Origin of the sequence: Aliivibrio logei, assembly GCF_001691055.1 — a bacterium.
Classification (GTDB): domain Bacteria; phylum Pseudomonadota; class Gammaproteobacteria; order Enterobacterales; family Vibrionaceae; genus Aliivibrio; species Aliivibrio salmonicida.
This window is the reverse complement of sequence record NZ_MAJU01000026.1, coordinates 84,773-107,452: the sequence shown is the minus strand read 5'-3', so window position 1 is coordinate 107,452 and position 22,680 is coordinate 84,773. Positions and strand designations below refer to the sequence as shown.

The following is a 22,680-nucleotide window of genomic DNA, read 5'->3' as shown; positions in this document are numbered from 1 at the left end:
TCTATTGATTCAGTTATGCATTATATGTCATGGTAATTTACTCGTTTTATAGAGTAGCACAAGGCAAATGTCTTCTAAATTACTCAGTTAAAGGATGCGACATGACGATGGAAAAACACACAGTACAGCCACTACATTTTATTTCTCAGCATGATATAGAATCAATTCCTACTGGTTGTGAGCAAATACTCTTTGGCATGGGATGCTTTTGGGGTGCTGAACGTTTATTTTGGAAACTAACTGGCGTTTACTCCACAGCAGTAGGTTACAGCGGTGGTAAAACCAAGAGCCCAACATACAAAGACGTTTGCTCAGGTTCAACTGACCACGTAGAAGTCGTCAAAGTAGTTTTTAACCCGGCGCTCATTTCCTTAGAAGAATTGCTTCACTCTTTTTGGCAAACGCATAACCCAACCCAAGGAATGCGCCAAGGAAATGATATTGGAACTCAATATAGATCCGTTATTTACACCTATGATAAAAACCAGCAAGAAATAGCAACACACACGAAAAAACAATACCAACACGCTCTATCTCAACAGGGAATAGAAGAACCAATAACAACCGAGATTACTCCTGCAAATGATTTTTATTTCGCAGAAGAATACCATCAACAATATTTAGCCAAAAATCCAAATGGTTACTGTGGATTAAACGGAACTGGCGTGTGTTTTCTTTAATTCTTTTTATAGCATAAAAAAGGTGCCCATTATTGAGCACCTTTTTTATTAATAATTTCATTACGCGACTATGCAGGCATCAGAGAAAGCTGGCGAATATGTTGGTTTACCTCACTCATAACAGACAACATTCTTTTATTCTCTAAAGATGGCATTAATATTTTTCCTTCATCAAAATCAAAAGTGCCTACGCCTTCAATATGAATTTGCCCTTTAAAGAGAGTCTTTACAAAACGTGCCACTTGCAGTGGTCTATAAGCCTTAAAATTTCTAAACATAGCCATACCTCAATAATCCGTACAAGGTTTCATTTTAGTCCATCAAAATACACAACCGTCATTCAGGCGTATCTTATCTAAAGTAATGTTATCGAAACATTTCCGTAACATTATAGTGTACAAAACGGCATACCTCAAGCTGGACTTTACTGTTTATTAACCAATATTCATTTATAAGAAAACTGGTCGAATCGCTTTTTAAGCACTGCTGAACTAAACTACATCAACAATTTCTAAGGATAACTAAAATGAAAAAGATCACCCTACTTACTCTTGCCGCTTGCTTATTACCAACACTCGGTTTTGCTCATAACATTACATTGAACAAAACAGTACCTACTGTTTCCATTGATAATTACGGTGAAATCTTTTTTGAAGATTCCGCGGCAACCTATCAACCTTGGGATTCAGAACAGTTAAAAGGTAAGGTTCGAGTATTACAAGCGATTGCTGGTCGAAGTAGCGCTAAAGCAATGAATACTGAGCTTATGAGTGCCATTACATTAGAAAAGTTCCCTGAAACACAATATCAAACGACAACGATTATTAATCAAGACGATTCCATTTGGGGTACTGGGGGATTTGTAAAGTCCTCTGCTGAAGAAAGTAAAGAAGAGTTCTCATGGTCTTCGATGGTTCTTGATGAAAATGGAACCGCAGCAAAAACGTGGGATCTTCAGCCAGAAAGCTCTGCAATTATCGTTCAAAATAAAGAAGGTAATGTTCTTTTTGTGAAAGAAGGAAAATTAACATCTGACGAAATCAAGCAAGTTATCTCATTAATTCACGCTCAATTGTAAACAAATTACTTGCTTATAAAATGTTATATTATTACATTTACTACTCATTCAATTAGGGCAGTATAATGCAATCGTATTTCTTTACTAAACAGCGCTGGTTAAATTGGAGTTTAGTCATACTTCTCGCGCTGTTTGGTATTTTGGTTGCTAATCATCAAATTGATACCAATATACAGCACCATGAAAATCACCATTGCCAAATGTTCCACTCCATTGGGTCAGGAATTACTGCCCATGTTGCTTCTCTTCCAATAATCCCTCAATTAATAATATCGTCTACATTTACTAGTGTAGAAAATAGTAACCCTTCATCTATCACCGTACATTCACGTGCGCCTCCTTTTTCTATTCTCTAACTCAATAAATACATTAATTCATTTATAACTCTTAGATAATAGGAAGCCATTATGCTTATCCGTAATAAAAAAATACTACTTAGCCTTGCCATTTCAAGTTCTTTATTTTCAATTTCTAATGCTGCGAATGCAAATACGCATGACCACGCGCACGATGGAGATCAACAACATGAAAGTGAACATCGTCATCACGATGCTCATGTTCATGGCGTAGTCGAAACAAACATCGCTCAAGATGGCGATCATCTGTTATTTGAAATCACGGCACCAGGCGCTGATGTTGTGGGCTTTGAGCACGCACCGAAAGATGACACACAAAAACGAATTCTATCTGAGGCCGTAAAAACACTAAATAATCCAAGTGTTATTTTTACATTACCAGCAGAAGCTAAATGTACTTTAGAAGAAGCCCATGTCTCTCATAATTTAACGCCACACGACCACGACCACGACCACGACCAGCATGATGGTGAACACCACAAAGAACATAGCAAGCACGGAGAATTTAACGCTCAATATGAATATCATTGTGAAGCAATATCGAAGCTAGATAACATTGAAACTCAATGGTTCACTCATTTCACGCACACTCAAAAAATGACGATTCAATATTTAGGTGATGCGGGACAAAAAGCTGATACGTTAACTCCAAATTCTCCGATTATCACTCTATAGCTTAGGTATGGCGATGGTAACATCGCCATAATTACGATGAATATTATTGAATTATCCGATCTCACTTTTCATTGGCCTAATCAAAAAGAGCTAACGATTAACATTCCCTTTTTCTCACAAAAACAGGGTAATAAGCTATTTATTAAAGGGCCAAGCGGCAGCGGTAAATCAACACTATTAAGTTTGTTAACCGGAATAGTTTCTCCCACGTCAGGATCCGTTATCATTAATGGTACTGATATTAACCATTTATCATCGAACCAAAGAGATCGTTTTAGAGCGGATAATATCGGTTATATTTTTCAACAATTTAATTTACTTCCCTACCTATCCGTAATTGATAACGTTGTGCTGCCTTATCAATTTTCATCAAAAAGCAAATTGTCTAAAAAAGAGTTACGCCAAGAAGCTGAACGCCTGTTAACTCAACTCCAATTACCTCGTTCTCATTTTGATAGACCGATTACTGATCTTAGTATTGGCCAACAACAGCGAGTTGCGGCAGCGAGAGCGTTTATAGGGAAGCCAACACTTATTATTGCCGATGAGCCGACCTCAGCCCTCGACCATGAAACACGCTTCGCCTTTATTAAATTACTCATGAATGAATGTGAAAACAGTCAGGCTAGTTTGTTATTTGTCAGTCATGACCCAAGTTTAGAGTCTTTATTTGATCAAAGTATTGATTTAAGAACCTTAAACACCGCGGGAGAATACTCATGATAGGCATTTTGCAATTGGCTTGGAAAAGCCTTAAAAACCGTAAGACCACGGTATTACTTACTGTTGCTACTATCGCTATCTCTGTCATGTTATTAGTCGGTGTTGAACGTATTCGTACCCAAGCTAAAACAAGCTTTGCAAATACCATATCAAACACAGATTTAATTGTTGGCGCACGTTCAGGTCAAGTGAACCTCTTGCTTTACTCTGTTTTTCGCATTGGTAACGCGACAAATAATATTGATTGGAAAAGCTATCAAGAAATAATCAGCCAGCGGGCAGTGAAATGGTCAATACCAATCTCTCTTGGAGATTCCCATAAAGGATTTCGAGTCATGGGAACGAATCAAGATTATTTTCGCTTTTATCAATATGGAAAAAAACAACCACTGGCTTTTAAAGAAGGAAAGCCATTCGACGATTTATTTGATGTCGTATTAGGCGCCGATGTGGCACAAAAATTAAATTATCATTTAGGTGATAAGCTCGTTATTGCTCATGGTATTAGTGATAAATCATTTACCCGTCACGATAAGCTGCCCTTTACGGTTGTTGGTATTTTAAAGCCAACAGGGACGCCAGTAGATAAAACGTTACATGTGTCTTTAGGTGCAATTTCTGCCATCCATGTTGGATGGGAAAGCGGTGCGCACTTAGGAAATACACCCGATGCTAAAATATTAGAAAAACAAAAATTTGAACCAACCGAAATTACGGCATTTATGCTTGGTCTAAAATCAAAAATTCAAACATTTGCATTGCAGCGCTACATTAACGACTATACCAAAGAACCACTTAGTGCCATTTTACCAGGTATTGCTTTACACGAATTATGGGGAATGATGTCAGTCGCTGAGCAAGCGCTATTAGCTGTTTCTATTTTTGTGGTTGCCGCTGGATTAATGGGAATGCTCACCAGCCTACTCACTAGCCTTCAAGAGCGACGCCGAGAAATGGCAATTTTAAGAGCGATGGGAGCGCAGCCTAAACATATTTTTATATTGTTAGTAAGTGAAGCAGTTGTCATTACAAGCTTTGGGATCATCGTAGGCCTAATAGGTCTTTACCTCTCATTAAGCATATTGCAGCCAATCATTCAGCAGTATTACGGCATTGCGATAGAGCTCACATTACCCACACTTTATGAATTAAAATTACTCGCACTCGTCTTGTGCTCTGGTTTTATTATTGGTGTTATTCCAGCAATACAAGCGTATCGCCACTCATTAAGTGATGGTATGACAATAAGACTTTAAGGATAAATAATGAAAAAGAAACTCTTACTTTGCTTATTATTACTTTTGCCCTTTAGTGCATTTAGTGATGAGGTATTGAAATTAGATTGGATTGATTTAGTTCCAGAGCAGGAAAGGCATCAATTTGATGCGATAGGAATGCCTAAAGTAAATCATAATGGCGCGCAAATGCAACAATCTCTTGTTGGTGGTGTTAGGCAAGAATTAAATGGCAGTATGGTAAAAATTCCAGGCTTTGTTATTCCATTAGAAGGGGATGATAAAATGATTACTGAATTTTTATTAGTGCCTTATTTTGGTGCCTGCATTCATGTGCCACCGCCGCCACCCAATCAAATTATTTATGTGAAATTTAAAAAAGGGGCGCCAATTCAACAACTGTGGGATGTCGTTTATATCGTAGGTACATTAAAAACAGAAACGATAGACAGTGAACTCGCAGAAACAGGCTATCTTATTGATGGGGTTCGCTTAGAAGAATATGATGATGAATAACTAATATCAACTCATTAACGCTGGTTTATCTTGATGATTTATATAAACCCAGAGAGATAAACTAGCGCAACGGTATAGCTAACAATTAAAACTGCACTAAATAACACTTTTTTTAGATTTATATCTCCCATCACTACCTCACTGATAAATTATAAAACACACTTAATTTTAACAAATCATTATCATTTATTCATCCTTTTATTTATTTCCTTTTCGTATCTTTTTTTCAAAAAAATTCTCATTACTTTCCTTAGATTAAAGTTTTTATCTTTAGTTACCGATACTATATAAAACAGACAGTGTTAATCGACGTTAGGCGTACCCATGGATAATAAAAAAAATGTCATCGTTAATGACGCCCAAAACAGCAAAGAAAAAGCGACACATAAAAAAGAACATTACGTAGTAAGCAGTGAACGACGCCTTAAAGAAATTGCGATTAAACAAGGGCTTGGTGCAAAGCTTCAAGCACCAAAACCAGAAGAAACTCTATTAAAACGGGCTCTTTATAGAGAGAAGTTACTACGAGAACAACAGCAAAATAATTTAGAGCAAATAATAAAATACGCACATGGTTACTGTAGTGATGAAACCGCTGGAGATCCTGATCCTGATTGGCTTCATCGCTTCTTTGAAATGGCAAAAGACATCCATGACCCGTCAATGCAACGTCTATGGAGTCAAATTTTCAAACAAGAGGTTGTCTCTCCCGGAGCAACATCCATGAAAGCATTGAAAGTATTAAAGGACATGACACAGCGTGAGGCTCAAACATTTCAACGAGCGGCCTCATTAGCGTGTAGCTTTGGACAAGACAACAGCAAAAAATTATTACTTGGTTATAAGTGCGCAGGTACTTTATTTACTTTCTACAAAACAGAAGGCCCGCAGTTAATACATTTAGGTAATTACAAATTACCTTATTCCAGTTTATTGCTGCTTATTGATCTCGGTTTACTGCTAGGAACGGAATTAGAATCTGGGGAAATTGAATTTGAACCCGCGCTACCTTTGCACTATCAAGGTAAACAATTAGCAATTAAACCGATGCAAAAAGGATCAAGATTAATTTATTACCGCTTTAGTCCTACTGGCGCAGAGCTGTGTAAATTACTTGGTAATAAACCTAATGACAGTTATTACGACAGTTTAACCGGTTTATTAAGCCAAAAATTCATGGTTGAAACTGATGTAAAAACATCAATATCAACCATGGTATAGCATCACAAACAGCAGGAAGAAAAACATCTCCTGCTGCTTGTGCTTATTGAATAATATTTTTTTCTTTTAATACCGCCAAGCATTGCTCCACTAGTTCATCAATCGATTGTGTACCTGCCAATAAATCAATATCAGGGTTTAGCGGTTGTTCATAATCAGAATCAATCCCCGTGAAATGTTTTATCTCTCCTGCCCGTGCTTTTTTGTATAACCCTTTTGGGTCTCGTTTTTCACATTCATCAAGTGATGTATTGACAAACACTTCTAAGAATTCATTTTCAGGCAACAACTCTCTGACCATTTGTCTTTCCGCTCGATGCGGTGAAATAAAAGCGCTTAATACGATTAACCCCGCATCAGACATCAATTTTGCCAACTCGCCAATACGGCGAATATTTTCTTGCCTATCGTGATCAGAAAAGCCTAAATCTTTACATAAACCATGACGAACATTATCACCATCCAATAAATACGTGTGATAACCAAGTTCGGCGAGTTTCACCTCCAATGCACCAGCAATGGTTGATTTACCCGCTCCCGATAATCCCGTAAACCAAAGAACCGCTGGTTTTTGTTTTTTAAGACCCGAGCGAGTTTCTTTTGTCACCGAATATTGATGCCAAACCACATTTTCATCGTTCACTACTTGGCACTCTTTCGTTTGTTCCGTAGTCATATATCATCCTTGAATTAAAATGGGAAAAAATGAGGGATTAAAGACAGCACTAACACCGAATAAATAATCGACATTGGCAACCCTACTTTTACGTAATCGAGCAAAGTGTAGTTACCAACACTAAAAACTAATAAATTGGTTTGATACCCGTAAGGGGAAATGAAGCTAGCACTCGCTCCAAACAATACCGCCATAATAAATGGCATAGGATCAACACCATAACCAAGTGCCATGCTATAGCCAATGGGGAATGCCAGCGCAGCCGCTGCATTATTGGTGATCAATTCAGTCAATACTAAGGTAATAAGGTAAACCGCAATCAATGCCCCCATCACCCCCCAGCCATTAAATAATTCAATAAACATGTCACCTAATTGAACCGACAGACCAGAAGATAACATTAACTGAGCAATAGATAATGCCGCACCAACAATCACAACAATATCAATAGGAAAACGACGACGTAATTCACCTAAGCTCACGACACCAAACGCAAACATCGCTAACAAATAAACTGACAACCCTTTAATGATCGGAAATACATCCAATAAGGCCGCAGCGATAACACTCGCGAATCCTAATAGAACAAAGGTGCTTTTATCACCATCCAACTTTGCGGCAGAATCTAAATCACTAATAATGACAAATTCTCTTTTAAGCTGTTGTTTACTTTGTTCAAAGTTTTTCCCAGGAACAAGAACTAACGTATCCCCAGCTTGTAATTCTATTTTCCCTAGCCCGCCTTCAAGGCGCTCATGCCCTCTACGGATAGCAACAACAACGGCATCAAAACGCTCTCTAAAATGTGCCGATTTAATACTTTTCCCACGAATAGAAGCCGACTGACTGACAACCACTTCAATTAAATTCTGACCGTTTAAATGATGCTGACCAAATAAAGTTAATCCATTAATTTCTTGTAACGTGGTCACGCTTTCTATATCACCACAAAACAATAACCGGTCACCGGCAAGTAATATCATGTCAGGATCAACAGAAGTGATCGTTCTTCCTTCTCGAATCACTTCCGCTAAAAATAGTTTACGTAAAGCTCTAAGATTATTCTCACTGATCGATTTACCCACTAAAGGAGAAGCCCCTTCAACCCGAGCTTCTAAAAAGTAAGGTAACTCATCTTGATTACCATCATCGTATTGCGGCAATAAATAGCTTAATGGGATTAAAATTAATAACCCGCCAGCAAGTACAACTAAACCAATCGCAGTCGGTGCAAAAAAGCTTAAACTCGGTAAACCAGCATCTTCGACAAAACTATTAATAATTAGGTTGGTTGATGTGCCAATAAGCGTAAGTGTGCCACCTAAAATAGCCGCATAAGAAAGAGGAATTAAAAGGCGAGAAGGCGCGTGACGTTGATTACGCTTGATAGCACCAATTAATGACACCACAACGGCCGTATTATTGGTAAAAGAAGAAAGTAAGGCAGTCGACAGACCTAATTTACCTACCACACTCCCTAACCTTCCCTCTGAAATATAACGCCCTACCCAACTGATAAGGCGCGTTTTTTCTAGTGCACAAGAACTTAGGATCAATAACACCAAGGTCAATAATGACGAATTAGTAAAGTTTTTTGCCAAGCTTGGCAAATCAATCATTCCGACCATAAAGGCAATAAATGCAGACCCTGCAAAAATCACACTTGGTTTTAATTTACTCGCCAATAAACTCACAATAATAAGAGTTAATAAAGCTAGAACGAATCCTTGTTCCCACGGCATAGTAATTACCTTACTCTTAACTCTAACTTAAGAGCTTCGAAATATCTTGCGCACCCCAATGTGGAAAATGCTTACGAACTAACGCATTTAATTCCACTTCAAAAGCACTGACATTATCATTGATAGGAGCGACATCACTCAACTCAGATAGGTTTTGGATCATGCCAGCCCCTACCGTCACATTCGTTAAACGGTCAATAAAGATAAACCCACCAGTATCAGCACAGTCTTGATAACGATCTAAGCTCACCGCCTCAGTTAATGAAACATCACATAACCCGATACCATTAAGAGGTAACTCATCGGTAACAAACGTATCAAGGCTATTAATATTGACTTGATGATGGATAGTATCAATTTGACCGACCGTTTTTTTGCCTGCTATTTTAATGTCGTATTGACGTCCAGGCTGTAACCCTTTTTCTGTCATCCAAACAATTTCGGCTTTAAATTGATCCGTTGCAGTAAGATTAGATGTCGATTTAACCAATAGATCACCACGACTAATATCAATTTCATCTTCTAGCGTGAGTGTCACGGCCTGACCCGCTTGTGCCGAAGGTAAATCACCATCAAACGTCACAATACGAGCTACTTTTGATTTTTTACCTGACGGCAAAGCAATAATGTCATCACCAACCTTTATCTCACCAGAAGACACCGAACCCGAAAAACCTCGGAAATCAAGATTAGGGCGATTAACATATTGCACAGGGAAACGAAATTCACCATTCCCTCTATCAGCATCAATATCAATGTCTTCTAACACTTCTAATAATGGGGCACCTTTATACCAAGCAAGTGCGGCACTGTGATTTACTACGTTATCGCCTTCTAATGCTGATAACGGCAGAATCGAAATATCCAAATTAGGATTATTAAGTTTTTTAGAAAACGTTACATATTCTTCTTTAATCTCTTCAAATCGAGATTGAGAATAATCAACCAAATCCATTTTATTCACCGCCACCACAAAATGACGAATACCTAAGAGATTCGCGATATAGGAATGGCGACGAGTTTGATCTAACACACCTTTACGAGCATCGATTAAGATAACAGCGACATCACACGTTGATGCACCCGTTGCCATATTACGTGTGTATTGCTCATGTCCTGGTGTATCAGAAATAATGAATTTACGCTTTTGAGTTGAGAAATAACGGTAAGCGACATCAATCGTAATGCCTTGCTCACGTTCTGCTTGTAAGCCATCAACAAGTAATGCTAAGTCAGGGCGTTCGCCAGTCGTCCCTACGCGTTGGCTGTCAGCATGCACGGCTTCCAGTTGATCCGCATAAATTTGTTTTGAGTCATGAAGTAATCGGCCTATAAGCGTACTTTTTCCATCATCTACCGAACCACACGTTAAAAAACGCAGCATTGATTTATGTTGATGTTGGCTTAAATACGCTTCGATTCCTAACTCTGCAAGTTCTTGTTCTACTGCACTGTTCATATTTATCTTCCTTGTCCTGATTTAATATTTAGAAATAACCTTGGCGTTTTTTCTGTTCCATCGATCCAGATGAGTCATGATCAATGGCTCGCCCTTGTCGCTCACTGGAAGTAGCAACCAGCATTTCTTCAATAATTTCAGGCAAGGTGTTTGCTTTGGATTCCACCGCCCCAGTTAATGGGTAACACCCTAATGTTCTAAAGCGGATGTCTTTGTATTCAATTTTTTCCCCTTCTTTTAGCTCCATTCGCTCATCATCAACCATGATTAACATGCCATCACGATCAACTACTGGGCGTTTTTCAGCTAAATAAAGCGGAACAATATCGATACTTTCTAAATAGATGTACTGCCAAATATCCAATTCCGTCCAGTTTGATAATGGGAAAACACGAATGCTTTCACCTTTATTTACTTGACCGTTATAGGTATTCCACAATTCAGGACGTTGATTTTTTGGATCCCACGTATGATTTTTATCGCGGAAAGAATACACACGCTCTTTTGCTCGAGACTTTTCTTCATCACGACGAGCCCCACCAAATGCAGCATCAAATCCATGCTGATTTAACGCTTGTTTCAGACCTTGAGTTTTCATGATATCGGTGTGCTTTGAAGAACCATGTACGAATGGGCTAATCCCCATTTCTATCCCTTCAGGGTTTTTGTGTACTAATAAGTCAAACCCGTATTTTTTAGCGGTTTTATCTCGAAACTCAATCATCTCTTTGAATTTCCAATCCGTATCAACATGAAGAAGCGGAAATGGAATTTTTCCTGGATAAAAAGCTTTACGAGCAAGATGCAACATAACCGAAGAATCTTTACCAATGGAATACATCATCACTGGGTTATCAAACTCTGCGGCGACTTCACGGATAATATGAATACTTTCCGCTTCAAGCTGCTGGAGGTGGGTTAATCGTTTTGCGTCCATGTAATATTGTCCTTTAGGCTAAATTGGGGATGGCGATTTCTCATTCCAATAAAACCACTATAGACGTCTTCATTTATTACCTGAAATTCTAAAAATTCATTTTTTATTCGATTTAAGACTAACGGGTATCATTAATATCAATTCCATTTCTAAAAATCCTATCAGTTTCACAAATATAAATTCAGAAAAGTAAGATGATGCGTGCGTATAAATACCAGCATTACAACGTTAGCGTTAACTTGAATACATGACGTACTCATTCCCCTAACGCACATAGAAACGAGATCAAGTGCACACATTAAAAGAGCAATTACATTTCCAATACAATCAATCTGTTATCTTGATTTCGCTTTTATGATCATAACCTTTGGAGAACACTATGAAACTGTCTATTAAACCTCTATCGCTAGCAGTACTGGGTGGCTTATTAACCCTTTCAGGCTGTACACCAGCAGAAACAAATGAAGTGATTAAACTGCGTATTGTAGAAACAACGGATATCCACACTAATCTGATGGATTACGATTACTACAAAGACAAACCATCGCAAAAAATTGGTTTAGCGCGCACTGCAACATTAGTAAAAGAAGCTCGTGGTGAGGTGATAAACAGTGTTTTAGTTGATAATGGTGATTTACTGCAGGGTAGCCCAATGGGTGACTACATAGCAGATAAAGGATTAGAAGAAGGGGAAGTTCACCCTGCATATAAAGCGATGAATCAATTAAGCTATGATGCCGGTAACATCGGTAACCATGAGTTCAATTACGGTTTAGATTTCTTAGCCGAATCAATTAACGATGCCAACTTCCCTTACATCAATGCCAATGTGTATGACGCAAAAACAAAAAAACATTACTTCAAACCATACATTATTAAAACGCACAAATTTAAAGATACAGCGGGTGTAGAACACGACATTAAAGTGGGTTACATCGGATTTGTGCCACCACAAATCATGGTATGGGATAAGAAAAACCTTGAAGGAAAAGTCTTCGTAAAAGACATCATTGAAACCGCAAATGAAATCATTCCTCAAATGAAGTCTGAAGGCGCAGATGTCATTGTCGCTATCCCTCACTCAGGTGTTTCTACTAATCCATATAAACAAGGCGAAGAAAATTCGACTTACTACTTATCTGAGGTAGAAGGCATTGATGCGATCGCTTTTGGTCACTCTCATGCCGTCTTCCCAGGAAAAGGGTTTGATAACATGCAAGGCATCGATAACGTAAATGGCACAATAAATGGCGTTGCCGCAGTGATGCCTGGACGTTGGGGTAGCCATGTTGGTGTGATGGATTTAACCCTTGAACAGAAAGACGGCAAATGGATTGTTGCAAAAAGCCAAGCAGAAGCTCGCCCTATCTTTGATAAAGAAAACAACAAATCATTAGCTGCTGCTGATGAAGGGATTGTTAAAGCATTAGAAGCTGATCATAAAGGCACTCGTGAATTTGTTAACCAACCTATTGGTAAAGCTGATGATGTGATGTACAGCTTCCTAGCCTTAGTTCAAGATGATCCAACCGTGCAAATTGTTAACCTTGCACAAAAAGATTACGTTGAACGTTTCATTCAAGGGGATCCTGATTTAGATGGTACTCCTGTACTTTCTGCTGCAGCGCCATTTAAAGCTGGTGGTCGTGGAAATGACCCAACAAACTTCACTGAAGTTGAATCAGGCCAATTAACGTTCCGTAATGCGGCTGATTTATACCTATACCCGAATACACTTGTTGCAATGAAAGTAACGGGTAAAGAAGTCAAAGAATGGCTTGAGTGTTCTGCTGGTCAATTTAAACAAATCGACATCAACAGCACAGCACCTCAACAGCTAATTGATTGGGATGGCTTCCGTACTTATAACTTCGATGTAATCGATGGCGTAAATTATCAGATCAACGTAACACAACCAGCGAAATACGATGGTGACTGTAACTTAATCAACGAAGGCTCAGAGCGAATTGTAGGGCTTACTTACCAAGGTAAACCAATTGATGCGAAACAAGATTTCCTTATCGCTACTAACAATTACCGAGCTTACAGCGGCAAGTTCCCAGGAACAGGAACGGACTTTATCGCGTTCGATTCTCCAGATGAAAACCGTACCGTTCTTGCTAGCTACATTTCACGAGTAAGTAAAGAGGAAGGTCAAGTTCAACCAAGTGCTGATAATAATTGGTCTTTCGCTCCAATCGAAGGAGGGGAAAATCTGGATATCCGTTTTGAAACTTCACCAACAGAAAAGGCAACTCAATTCATTAAAGATAATGGTCAATACCCAATGAAACAAGTCGCGACAGACGATGTTGGTTTTGCCGTTTATAACATTAATCTAAGTAAATAATTCAATACTGATTTACTCTGATTACATAAGATAGCATTGTTATTTAACGGTGCTATTTTTTTTACATAATCCATAAAATAGCGTATTGGCAGCCAAGCTTCCCGTAAAAATATTAATTAGAATTAAAATAACTTGAATGTAATCATCACTGTTTTTAACCGTTAACCCTAACCACTCCGCCTCTATCCAATTTGTTAGTAATTCATCCCTTGCGGATAATACATCTATCGATGCAAACGTCCCTAAAATAATTAATAGCACACTGCAAAGAACATAATGAAACCATTGATCCGCATAGACAATGGCACTTAATAGATTAAAAATTAAAACGCCGTAAGCCAAAAATGAAAAGAAGTAAAAAACTTCATAAATATGAAAAACAAAAGCCGCAATAAAGAAAAACCCAAACAGCCCAATCGCCGTGCCAAGGTGTAACCAAAATCTTTTATTCATACATAAACCAAATATAAACGGAACCTATTGTTAATCATAAGCTCAAATTAAAACAAATGAGAAACATATATTTACATTTTTTTAATAGAGTGCCACTCTAAATAAAAATACTCAGAAGGAAGAGTTATGAATGATTTAGTCGCAAATATACAAGAAGCACTGTTTACGTCTCATAGTTCAGAGCTCTCTATCTTTGTAGGGATCATTTTACTTTCTTACCTATTAGAAGATCTGGCCATTGTGACTGCCGCCAGTTTATCAGCCCAAGAAATGGTGACGCCTATGATAGGCCTATTGGCCGCTTTTATTGGTATTGCCAGTGGGGATCTTGGTTTGTATTTTTTAGGTCGGCTCTCTACACGTTTTCGCCTACTTAGATATAAAACCTTAACCAACGCTCATTTGCGTTACTTAAGGAAAAAACTCCAATCTAATCCTATGCTTAATTTATTCATCATTCGATTTATTCCCGGTCTTAGAACAATAGGCTTTACCTTAAGTGGTGTATTCCATATTCGGGTTCTTACCTTTCTTACTGCCGTAATGAGTGCCACTGCCGTTTGGACTGCACTCGTGTTTCCTAGTGTGTATTTTTTAGGTAGCAGCAGTTGGATCAAAGCGAGTGAGCACCAATGGTTATTAATACCGATAATGACATTGGTTTTATTTGCCACAAATCGAATAGCAAAAAAGAAAATTTCAAAGGAATTGACCTAATGATAAATAACACCATCAATACAATAGCGAAAGGTCATATAAACGCAGGAATGCCAGAACTCGAATCAGACACGCATCGAAGTGTGTCTCCTTATGAATTTCTACCAAGTTGGTTTTTTTATACGCCCGTGGTCATTCAGAGTTTTTTTCTTGGCCTAAAACACTTTGATTTTACGTTGCCTCTTATTGCTAACCCATCAATTAAATTAAGTGGCATGGTTGGTGAGTCTAAACACGATATTTTAAACTTAGCAGGGCCAATCGCTCAGCAATGGATATCGCCTTTTACGACGATAACAACAACGAACGATCCTATTTTACAACAAACTCAAAACGCCATTGATGAAATGAACCAACATCAATTGTCCTTTCCTGTGGTCGCTAAACCCGATTTAGGCTGTCGCGGTGTTGGCGTTAAATTAATTCAATCGCCAAAACAGTTAAGTGATTATTTTAATTCTTTTCCTATTAATGCTCGATTTCTAATTCAAGAAAAAGCACCTTACGCAGCAGAAGCAGGGATTTTCTATGTGCGTTACCCAAATGAGAAAAAAGGGAAAATAATTTCCATCACGCTTAAGTACTCTCCCCTCGTGGTTGGTGATGGCATCAGCACATTAAAACAATTAATCGAAAACGACAGCAGAGCGGGCCAATTAGCCCACTTGTATTTACCGCGTCATGAAAAAAAAATAAACATGGTTTTAGATGAAGGAAAAGAATTTCAACTTGCCTTTGCTGGAAGCCATAGCCGAGGCTCTATCTTTAGAGATGGCAATCAATACATCACCGATCAATTGGCGGAACGTTTAGATCAGATTTTTAATGATTTAGAGGGATTTCACTACGGTAGGCTAGATGTGAAATTCAAAGACATTCAATCTTTAATGAAAGGCGATGATTTTACCATTTTAGAGATTAATGGCGCGAGCAGTGAAGCCGCACATATCTGGGATAGAAACACCCCACTCAAAACGATTTTTTCCACGTTATTACTTCAATACAAAATATTATTTGAAATTGGCGCACTACAAAAAAAACAAGGTCATCACTCCCCAAAAATAAAAGAACTATTGGCGGCATGGAAAGAAGAGAAACAACTCACTCTTCAATATCCATCGACCGATTAAATAAAAAGGAGTTTTAAATGCCAGCACTCGCAACACAAGAGGTACATCAGTCACCCGTTATTAGTGGTTGTATTGATGAACTAATAAAAGGAGTAACACTATTAAATTTAATTAACGATAGTGATTACACCCACCTTGCATTGCCCTATGTAGAAAGTTCTATTGGTGAGCATTTCCGTCATATTTTGGATCTTTTTCAAGCATTAATAAAAAAAGAACCCTCTGAGCCAATTAATTACAATGTTCGTCGTCGAGGCCATCCGATTGAAAAACATAAAGACATCGCCATTACTGAACTGAATGACACAATAGATTGGTTAACTCATTTCCCGATAGATCAGCTCACCTCTCAAGTCTCTCTGATCACCGAGGTTTGTCCTTATAAAAAGCAAGACCATATAATGCTTTCAAGTATCGAGCGTGAAATAACCTTTGCGTCACTTCATGCCTCTCATCATTACGCGTTAATAAAAGTCATCACCTTATCCATTGGCATAAACACGCAATCAACGTTTGGTTTCGCGCCGACAACAACGACCTATTTACGGGGAGAAGCCTAATGTGCACAGTCTCTTGGTTCAACACGCCTACAGGATATGAATTATTTTTTAATCGTGACGAACAGCGATCTCGATCTGATGCATTAACACCTCTGGTGTTTCAAGAAAATAATGTGGATTACATTATGCCAATTGATCCTGTCGGCGGAGGCAGTTGGATTTCACTCAATAATCACGGTATTTCAATCTGTCTGTTAAATTATTACCAGGGTTCTACACCACCAAATAACGCGTTAAGCCGTGGATTGCTTATCAAAGAATTAGCCACCTGCCATCATATAGATTCAATTCAACACGTTCTTTCTAAAATGGATTTCTCTCGTTTTGCCTCTTTTACACTATTAATTTTTCATTCCACGGCATCTAATGAAAATAATACCGTTAAAGGATTTCGCTGGGATGGACAGAGCTTTGATTCAATAACTCCGAGCTCTCCTATGATCTCTTCATCCGTGGATGCAAAAAGCGTTATTAAACACCGTTTGTCAGTATACAAAGAACTCACCGATTCAGGCGTAAACCGTCAAACACTGAGTACGTTCCATCAACATCATCATGCAAAGCTAGGGCATCGCTCCCCTTGCATGCATCGTCAAGATGCCCAAACCGTCAGTTTTACGCACATAATTGTCGATAATGAAAATAATACATTACGTTATTTTTCAGGCTCACCATGCCAAACAAAAAAGTATTTGGCCTATGATGTTCCTTTCCATTCATACAACAACACCCACTCATACAGTTAATATTATAAGGTCATGATTATGAAAAAGTTATTGTGTTTATTTATGTTGATATTTAGTCAATCCTCTTTTGCTTCAGACGCAATTTATACTGGCTTTTTTAGCAATAAAGCGATTGATGGTTATGACAGTGTTAGTTACTTCACTGCAGAAAAACCACTAAAAGGAAGATCTGAATTTGTCACCTCTTATATGGATGCTGATTGGTATTTCGTTTCTCAAGAGAACTTAAATTTGTTCACCGAAAATCCGACAAAATATGCACCTCAATACGGTGGTTTTTGTGCTTGGGCAGTGGCTGAAAAAAATGACCGCGCGCCTGGTGACCCGAATCAATTTTCAATTGTAGATGGAAAGCTGTATTTAAATTATGACGCTGGTGTCAAAACCTTATGGGAAAAAGACATTCAAGGCTTCATCACACAAGGCAATAAAAACTGGCCTAAGCTACTAGAAAAGTAAGCGGTCACAATTAAAAAATACAGCCAACCAAAAATCATAAAAGGAAATAATGATGAAAGAAAAATTACTAAAGTATGGCCCTTCTGTTTTTATCGCATTTGTTTTTATTCAATCACTGTTTTTTAAATTTACCGGATCTTATGAGACGGACCATATTTTTGGTGTGCTTGCAGAATGGTCTGGGGTTACTTGGTTTGGTGTCTATGGTGGGTATTTAATCGGAACCGCAGAGCTTATTGCCTCTCTTCTATTATTTACTCGTTTTCATGGTTTAGGCGCCATCATGGCAACTGGAATAATGAGTGGCGCGATTTTCTTTCATTTATTTACCCCTCTTGGCATTCAAATGCCTGAGTTTAATTCGGTAGGGAACATCATAGGCTACGACGGGGGACTTCTCTTTGGTATGGCTTGCTTAGTATGGTTGTGTGGCGTATTTCTTTCAGTTCGAGATCTTAAGTCTGACAATGGTTTTTTGGCCTTATTGCTTAATTCAAAAGGGATATAATGTATGGTGACGAGTCCATTTCGACTTCCTAGAGTGACTCCTTTTGGCCTTGGTGAATCTTTTGCCGAATGGGTCACGGGGTTAAATCGGTTAGATACACATTATCAAGAGCGACCTAAAGGGCTAAACAGCTTTGAATTTATGCGCTACACACTTCAATGTTTAGATGTCACGTATGATATTCATCAAGGCGAATTAGACTCTATTCCGACGACAGGCCCTGTTGTTATTGTCGCAAATCACCCATTAGGCGCCTTAGAGGGCGTGATATTGGCAGAGATGGTAGGACGCGTTCGACCAGACGTAAAAGTACTGGCTAATGAATATTTAAAACAGATACCAGAGATCAGCGAATTATTTATTGGCGTCGATGTATTTGAAACAAAACAAGCCAAAAAGACCAATGCCAACGCACTGCGTGAAGCCCATCAGCACCTAGCAAATAACGGGGTATTAATTATTTTCCCTGCGGGGGAAGTCTCTACCTATAATAAAGAAACAAAATTATTATCAGACAAACGATGGAGCTATTCCGCCACCAAATTTATACAGAAACATAACGCCACTACGGTTCCCATTTATATTGATGGACGAAATAGCCACACCTTTTACCTTGCAGGAAAAATTCACCCACTATTAAGAACATTAATGCTGGGACGAGAGATGCTCAATAAAAAAGAAAATACGATTAATCTATCGATCGGCAACCCTATTTCTCATAAAGAACTGTCAGGATTTAATTCCCCGATTGAAACCATTAATTATTTAAGACTAAATACCTATTTACTCGCAACCAATACAGACCATACACCTCAACCAGAAGTGAAAACCACCGCATTATCCCCAATAATGCCCGCCATTGATGGCGATATTTTAGAAAAAGAAATACATGGATTACCTGAGAGCGCAAAACTATTAGAACAAAGTGGGCTTGCCGTTTATTGCACCAAAAGCCAACTCATTCCAGCTGTGATTCAAGAAATTGGACGAATTAGAGAGGTCACCTTCAGAGACGTCGGTGAAGGAACTGGATTGTCTTGTGATTTAGATGAATACGATACCCACTATTATCATCTTTTTATTTGGCATCAAGAAAATAAAGAAATCGTTGGATCTTACCGATTAGGATTAGTCGATGAATTAATTGAAGAATTTGGACTTGATGGTTTGTACTCTCGTAGTTTATTCAACTACCAACAACCCTTCATTAATACATTACACAATTCGATAGAAGTAGGACGCTCTGTTGTTGCCAAAAAATACCAGCGCAATGTCAGTTCATTACTTTTATTATGGAAAGGGATCTCAACCTTTGTTTATCAGCGACCTAAATATACTCATTTATTTGGCCCAGTCAGTATCAGCAATGATTACAGCTTATCTGCACGCCAATTAATTGCATCAACGCTGACTATTCATCATTACGATAATGAAAAAGCCGCCTTAGTGTCCGCAACCACTCCCCTTAAACCGATAATAAAAAAAGTATGGAATGGCGATATGCTTTCTCTACTGGGTGATTTAAAACTGCTATCAAAAGTATTAAGTCGTATCGAAAAAGGAAAAGGCTTACCCGTTTTACTTCGCCAATACATCGGACTCAATGGTAAGTTAGTTTGCTTTAATGTTGATCCAGATTTTAATGACGCTTTGGATGGATTAATTGTGGTCGATATGAGTAATGTTCCACACAAAACATTAAGTAAATACATGGGGAAAGAAGAAGCAATATGCTACCTTGAAAAACACAATCGCAACAACATACACTCGAAATGATGGTACATAATGCTCAATGATTTTATTAACCGACTCCAATGTTATGACTTTACTGCAAAAGAAATTGAAGTATTAATTAGCAAAACTAAACAAACACAACTGGCGTCAAAACAAATCATCACAAAACAAGATGACATGACAGATAACCTCTATTTTTTAATCGATGGGATCTGTCATGCTTCCTATTTAACAGAGCATGGCAAACAATTTAGCAAGGAATTTTATTGGCAAGGCGATTGGATTATTTGTTTTGAAAGCCTCGTTAATAATCAAACATCGCCTTATACTCTTGAGACCATCACACCAGTCACCTTACTCTCAATCCCTATCTCCTTTCTGAAGACATGGAGAGCCCAATCTCACCCTTTTTATCTGCAATTGCTAGAAACGCAATTAATGTATAAAGAGAAAAAAGAGCGTTTTATGCTTCTTTATTCTCCCCAAGAAAAATACCAAATCTTCTGCCAAACCTACCCAGCATTAATTGAAAAGTTAACTGATTATCAAATTGCCGCTTATTTAGGAATAACTCACATCAGTTTGAGCAGAATTAAAGGACGAATAAAAAATAAATTAACATAAGTTAATGCTCAAAAAAGTCGAAGTTGCTATCTTGTCTTTTCATATTACAGGCAGAGCACATCATCATGATTCAATGGCAAAAAATTCCTTTTAACAAATTAACCACACCACAGTTATACGATTTGCTTCGCTTAAGAGTCGATGTTTTTGTTGTCGAACAAACGTGTCCCTACCCTGAGCTCGACGGCAAAGATTGCGTTGATGGGGTTTATCATTTAATTGGTATCAAAAACAATGAAATGGTCGCTTGTGCACGATTACTTCCACCAGGCACGTCTTATGAACACGTAAGCATTGGTCGAGTTGCGACAAAAGAAAGCGCAAGAGGTCATGGCCTCGGTCATCAATTATTATCTGAAGCATTACTTCATTGTGAAGAATTATGGCCGGGAGAAACGATTGATATAGGCGCTCAAGAGCACTTAACTCATTTCTATCAAAAACACGGTTTTGCCGTTATCTCTGATATGTACTTAGAAGATGATATTCCTCACGTCGACATGCGTTTAGAAAAATAATGACCCAATTGAAACCACAGATATCACCCACTAATATGGCCATATTATTACTTGTTTTAGGTAATTTGATGGCATCACTGTCAGATGTCGCCGTAAAGGTGCTAGAAGGGGGCGTATCCCCTTTTCAGTATATTTTTATACGCCAGCTTGTTTCATTAGCGCTTATTTTTCCTTTTTGGATTAAACAACCCTCTGCAGAGCGACAAATAAGCAATATAAAAATGACGGCGATTCGTGCCCATGTCGTATTAATCGGCAGTGGTTGCATGGTGGTATCCATTACCTATCTTTCTTTAGCCACCGCAAACGCCATTTTTTATACCGCACCATTAATCATGATCCCTTTGTCGATGCTATTACTAAAAGAAAAACCATCCACAAAAAAAATCATTCAAACCTTAATTGGATTTCTTGGTGTACTCATTATTCTCCGACCTTCTCAATTCCATTGGGCGGCTATTTTTGCACTCGGGACCGCGATAACCTTAGCGCTGTTTAATATTTTAATCCGACGGATACCCAGCGAACAATCAGTTATTACGACGTTACTGTGGACAACCTTATTGTCTTTACCTGTATCAGGTACTTTGGCGTTTTTATATTGGCAACCATTAACACTCCACGCTTTTTTCTGGGTAGCGTTAAGTGCCAGTTGTATAATTACGTACAATGGATTGGCAACGATGGCCTATAAGAAAGCCCCTGCGACACAAATTTCTTTAGCTGAGTATTCAGGGTTAATTTTTGTCGTTTTATTTGGGGTATGGTGGTTTGATGAAGTGCCAGACAGCTTAACATTGGTAGGGATTGGATTAATTATTTTCCCTCTAATGCCCAAAGCATGGCTCAAAAACCTAAGAGGGAAATAAATCAGTCGGAATTATTTACTGCGGCCGAAGTTGCCATCAGACATTCTAAAATACATCACCGCTTGGCCTTCTCGCTCGATTTGAATGATATCCAAATCCCCTCGAGTATTGAGTTTAAAACGAAACAGTTGGCCTTTTTTAACATTGCTCAACGGCTTATCTGCCCCTTCAACTTTCAATACTTTATTTAATTCAGTTAGCGATAAATTATTTTTTCTAAACACTTGGTAAAGCGTATCGCCTTCTTTAATTTTATAATCGTGCCATTTCTCAGCGCTTCGTTCTTGTGGGGACGTTTTTACTTCTGTTATTTCTTCTGCCGATTTTTCTTGTTCAAGCTCATAAGGGGAAGGCGCATTACGAATCGCATCTTCTTGTTCACTCAACCCTTCTAAATTTAAACTCACGGTTTGTCTCTGCATTTCATCCGCAGGGATCATCGTAGGCGAAATACTTTCAACCGTTGCAGAATCAACCTCTTGGTTACCACTTGGTAATAAAACTAAAACTAATGTAACAGGCAATAAAACCATCAATGCTTTTTGATGAAAAGCAGGTAAACGATCCCAAAATGGAGAAAATCTAGCCACTATTGGTTCTAATTTTTTTTGTACAACAGCCAACTGAACCTTAAAGTCAGGACGTTTTATGTTCGGTTTCTTTTTTTTATTCATGACATCGCCTCATGCGAAACTGGTTAGCTCACGTTTTATT

General features: G+C 38.3%; 26 protein-coding genes. 19 read left to right on the top strand and 7 right to left on the bottom strand.

The window, feature by feature from the left end; all coding sequences use genetic code 11:
* Window positions 1-101 precede the first annotated feature (101 nt).
* Complete coding sequence (gene msrA, locus A6E04_RS17995) at window positions 102-680, top strand: peptide-methionine (S)-S-oxide reductase MsrA (RefSeq protein WP_065612020.1); 579 nt, start codon at window positions 102-104, stop codon at window positions 678-680.
* 68 nt (window positions 681-748) lie between these two features.
* Here msrA and A6E04_RS17990 read toward each other — a convergent pair whose 3' ends face one another.
* A complete protein-coding gene (locus A6E04_RS17990) occupies window positions 749-958 on the bottom strand; it encodes a DUF1107 domain-containing protein (RefSeq protein ID WP_012549256.1) in 210 nt (69 codons plus the stop codon).
* A gap of 248 nt (window positions 959-1,206) precedes the next feature.
* Here A6E04_RS17990 and A6E04_RS17985 point away from each other — a divergent pair, with 248 nt between their 5' ends.
* The 7 genes from A6E04_RS17985 to A6E04_RS17960 all read left to right on the top strand — a co-directional run bounded on the left by A6E04_RS17985 (window position 1,207) and on the right by A6E04_RS17960 (window position 6,484).
* Complete coding sequence (locus A6E04_RS17985) at window positions 1,207-1,758, top strand: YtfJ family protein (protein ID WP_012549255.1); 552 nt, start codon at window positions 1,207-1,209, stop codon at window positions 1,756-1,758.
* A 65-nt stretch (window positions 1,759-1,823) separates the two neighbouring features.
* Window positions 1,824-2,114 carry a DUF2607 family protein gene (locus tag A6E04_RS21010; RefSeq protein WP_012549254.1) on the top strand — a complete coding sequence of 97 codons (291 nt, stop codon included), beginning with the start codon at window positions 1,824-1,826 and terminating at the stop codon, window positions 2,112-2,114.
* Window positions 2,115-2,165: 51 nt separating this feature from the next.
* Window positions 2,166-2,789, top strand: a complete 624-nt coding sequence (zrgA, locus tag A6E04_RS17980) for a zinc uptake protein ZrgA (protein WP_065612019.1) — start codon at window positions 2,166-2,168, stop codon at window positions 2,787-2,789.
* A gap of 36 nt (window positions 2,790-2,825) precedes the next feature.
* Entirely contained in the window at window positions 2,826-3,512 is a 687-nt protein-coding gene (locus A6E04_RS17975; protein WP_065612018.1) for an ABC transporter ATP-binding protein, read from the top strand.
* A complete protein-coding gene (locus A6E04_RS17970; protein WP_065612017.1) occupies window positions 3,509-4,768 on the top strand; it encodes an ABC transporter permease in 1,260 nt (419 codons plus the stop codon). The genes A6E04_RS17975 and A6E04_RS17970 overlap by 4 nt, the downstream gene beginning before the upstream one ends.
* Before the next feature lie 9 nt (window positions 4,769-4,777).
* Window positions 4,778-5,263 (top strand): DUF3299 domain-containing protein, encoded by a 486-nt coding sequence (locus A6E04_RS17965; protein WP_012549250.1) that lies wholly within the window; start codon window positions 4,778-4,780, stop codon window positions 5,261-5,263.
* 324 nt (window positions 5,264-5,587) lie between these two features.
* Window positions 5,588-6,484: a TIGR03899 family protein gene (locus tag A6E04_RS17960; protein ID WP_012549249.1), complete on the top strand. Its 897-nt coding sequence runs from the start codon at window positions 5,588-5,590 to the stop codon at window positions 6,482-6,484.
* A gap of 43 nt (window positions 6,485-6,527) precedes the next feature.
* Here the strand turns inward: A6E04_RS17960 and cysC are convergent, their stop codons facing one another.
* Genes cysC through cysD form a run of 4 tightly spaced genes read right to left on the bottom strand, consistent with a single transcriptional unit; the run spans window position 6,528 to window position 11,298 of the window.
* The gene (gene cysC, locus A6E04_RS17955) at window positions 6,528-7,160 is read right to left on the bottom strand and encodes an adenylyl-sulfate kinase (RefSeq protein ID WP_065612016.1); all 633 of its coding nucleotides are present in this window, start codon (window positions 7,158-7,160) and stop codon (window positions 6,528-6,530) included.
* Window positions 7,161-7,174: 14 nt separating this feature from the next.
* On the bottom strand, window positions 7,175-8,902 hold the full coding sequence (locus A6E04_RS17950; protein WP_065612015.1) for an SLC13 family permease: 1,728 nt from the start codon (window positions 8,900-8,902) through the stop codon (window positions 7,175-7,177).
* 22 nt (window positions 8,903-8,924) lie between these two features.
* The gene (gene cysN / locus A6E04_RS17945) at window positions 8,925-10,361 is read right to left on the bottom strand and encodes a sulfate adenylyltransferase subunit CysN (RefSeq protein ID WP_065612014.1); all 1,437 of its coding nucleotides are present in this window, start codon (window positions 10,359-10,361) and stop codon (window positions 8,925-8,927) included.
* A 28-nt stretch (window positions 10,362-10,389) separates the two neighbouring features.
* Entirely contained in the window at window positions 10,390-11,298 is a 909-nt protein-coding gene (cysD, locus tag A6E04_RS17940; protein WP_012549245.1) for a sulfate adenylyltransferase subunit CysD, read from the bottom strand.
* Window positions 11,299-11,677: 379 nt separating this feature from the next.
* On the opposite strand from cysD, the gene A6E04_RS17935 reads away from it, so the two are divergent.
* Window positions 11,678-13,648, top strand: a complete 1,971-nt coding sequence (locus tag A6E04_RS17935) for a bifunctional 2',3'-cyclic-nucleotide 2'-phosphodiesterase/3'-nucleotidase (RefSeq protein WP_065612013.1) — start codon at window positions 11,678-11,680, stop codon at window positions 13,646-13,648.
* Between the two features lie 39 nt (window positions 13,649-13,687).
* Here A6E04_RS17935 and A6E04_RS17930 read toward each other — a convergent pair whose 3' ends face one another.
* Window positions 13,688-14,101 carry a hypothetical protein gene (locus tag A6E04_RS17930; protein WP_012549243.1) on the bottom strand — a complete coding sequence of 138 codons (414 nt, stop codon included), beginning with the start codon at window positions 14,099-14,101 and terminating at the stop codon, window positions 13,688-13,690.
* 126 nt (window positions 14,102-14,227) lie between these two features.
* Between A6E04_RS17930 and A6E04_RS17925 the strand changes: the two genes are divergently transcribed.
* The 10 genes from A6E04_RS17925 to A6E04_RS17880 all read left to right on the top strand — a co-directional run bounded on the left by A6E04_RS17925 (window position 14,228) and on the right by A6E04_RS17880 (window position 21,966).
* Complete coding sequence (locus A6E04_RS17925) at window positions 14,228-14,818, top strand: DedA family protein (RefSeq protein ID WP_012549242.1); 591 nt, start codon at window positions 14,228-14,230, stop codon at window positions 14,816-14,818.
* Window positions 14,818-15,948, top strand: coding sequence for a D-alanine--D-alanine ligase (locus A6E04_RS17920; protein ID WP_065612012.1), 1,131 nt, complete (start codon window positions 14,818-14,820; stop codon window positions 15,946-15,948). Before A6E04_RS17925 ends, A6E04_RS17920 begins: the two co-directional genes overlap by 1 nt.
* Before the next feature lie 17 nt (window positions 15,949-15,965).
* Window positions 15,966-16,508, top strand: coding sequence for a hypothetical protein (locus tag A6E04_RS17915; protein WP_065612011.1), 543 nt, complete (start codon window positions 15,966-15,968; stop codon window positions 16,506-16,508).
* Window positions 16,508-17,254 (top strand): NRDE family protein, encoded by a 747-nt coding sequence (locus tag A6E04_RS17910; protein WP_065612010.1) that lies wholly within the window; start codon window positions 16,508-16,510, stop codon window positions 17,252-17,254. Before A6E04_RS17915 ends, A6E04_RS17910 begins: the two co-directional genes overlap by 1 nt.
* 18 nt (window positions 17,255-17,272) lie before the next feature.
* Window positions 17,273-17,713: a YHS domain-containing (seleno)protein gene (locus tag A6E04_RS17905; protein ID WP_065612009.1), complete on the top strand. Its 441-nt coding sequence runs from the start codon at window positions 17,273-17,275 to the stop codon at window positions 17,711-17,713.
* Window positions 17,714-17,765: 52 nt separating this feature from the next.
* The gene (locus A6E04_RS17900; RefSeq protein ID WP_026025411.1) at window positions 17,766-18,221 is read left to right on the top strand and encodes a hypothetical protein; all 456 of its coding nucleotides are present in this window, start codon (window positions 17,766-17,768) and stop codon (window positions 18,219-18,221) included.
* Window positions 18,222-18,224: 3 nt separating this feature from the next.
* Window positions 18,225-19,997, top strand: a complete 1,773-nt coding sequence (locus A6E04_RS17895) for a bifunctional lysophospholipid acyltransferase family protein/GNAT family N-acetyltransferase (RefSeq protein ID WP_065612008.1) — start codon at window positions 18,225-18,227, stop codon at window positions 19,995-19,997.
* Window positions 19,998-20,006: 9 nt separating this feature from the next.
* Window positions 20,007-20,579, top strand: coding sequence for a Crp/Fnr family transcriptional regulator (locus A6E04_RS17890; protein WP_023604025.1), 573 nt, complete (start codon window positions 20,007-20,009; stop codon window positions 20,577-20,579).
* Between the two features lie 65 nt (window positions 20,580-20,644).
* The gene (locus tag A6E04_RS17885) at window positions 20,645-21,097 is read left to right on the top strand and encodes a GNAT family N-acetyltransferase (protein ID WP_065612007.1); all 453 of its coding nucleotides are present in this window, start codon (window positions 20,645-20,647) and stop codon (window positions 21,095-21,097) included.
* On the top strand, window positions 21,097-21,966 hold the full coding sequence (locus A6E04_RS17880) for a DMT family transporter (RefSeq protein WP_012549233.1): 870 nt from the start codon (window positions 21,097-21,099) through the stop codon (window positions 21,964-21,966). The genes A6E04_RS17885 and A6E04_RS17880 overlap by 1 nt, the downstream gene beginning before the upstream one ends.
* 11 nt (window positions 21,967-21,977) lie before the next feature.
* On the opposite strand, the gene A6E04_RS17875 is transcribed toward A6E04_RS17880, so the two are convergent.
* Window positions 21,978-22,640 carry a LysM-like peptidoglycan-binding domain-containing protein gene (locus A6E04_RS17875; RefSeq protein ID WP_065612006.1) on the bottom strand — a complete coding sequence of 221 codons (663 nt, stop codon included), beginning with the start codon at window positions 22,638-22,640 and terminating at the stop codon, window positions 21,978-21,980.
* Between the last annotated feature and the right edge of the window lie 40 nt (window positions 22,641-22,680).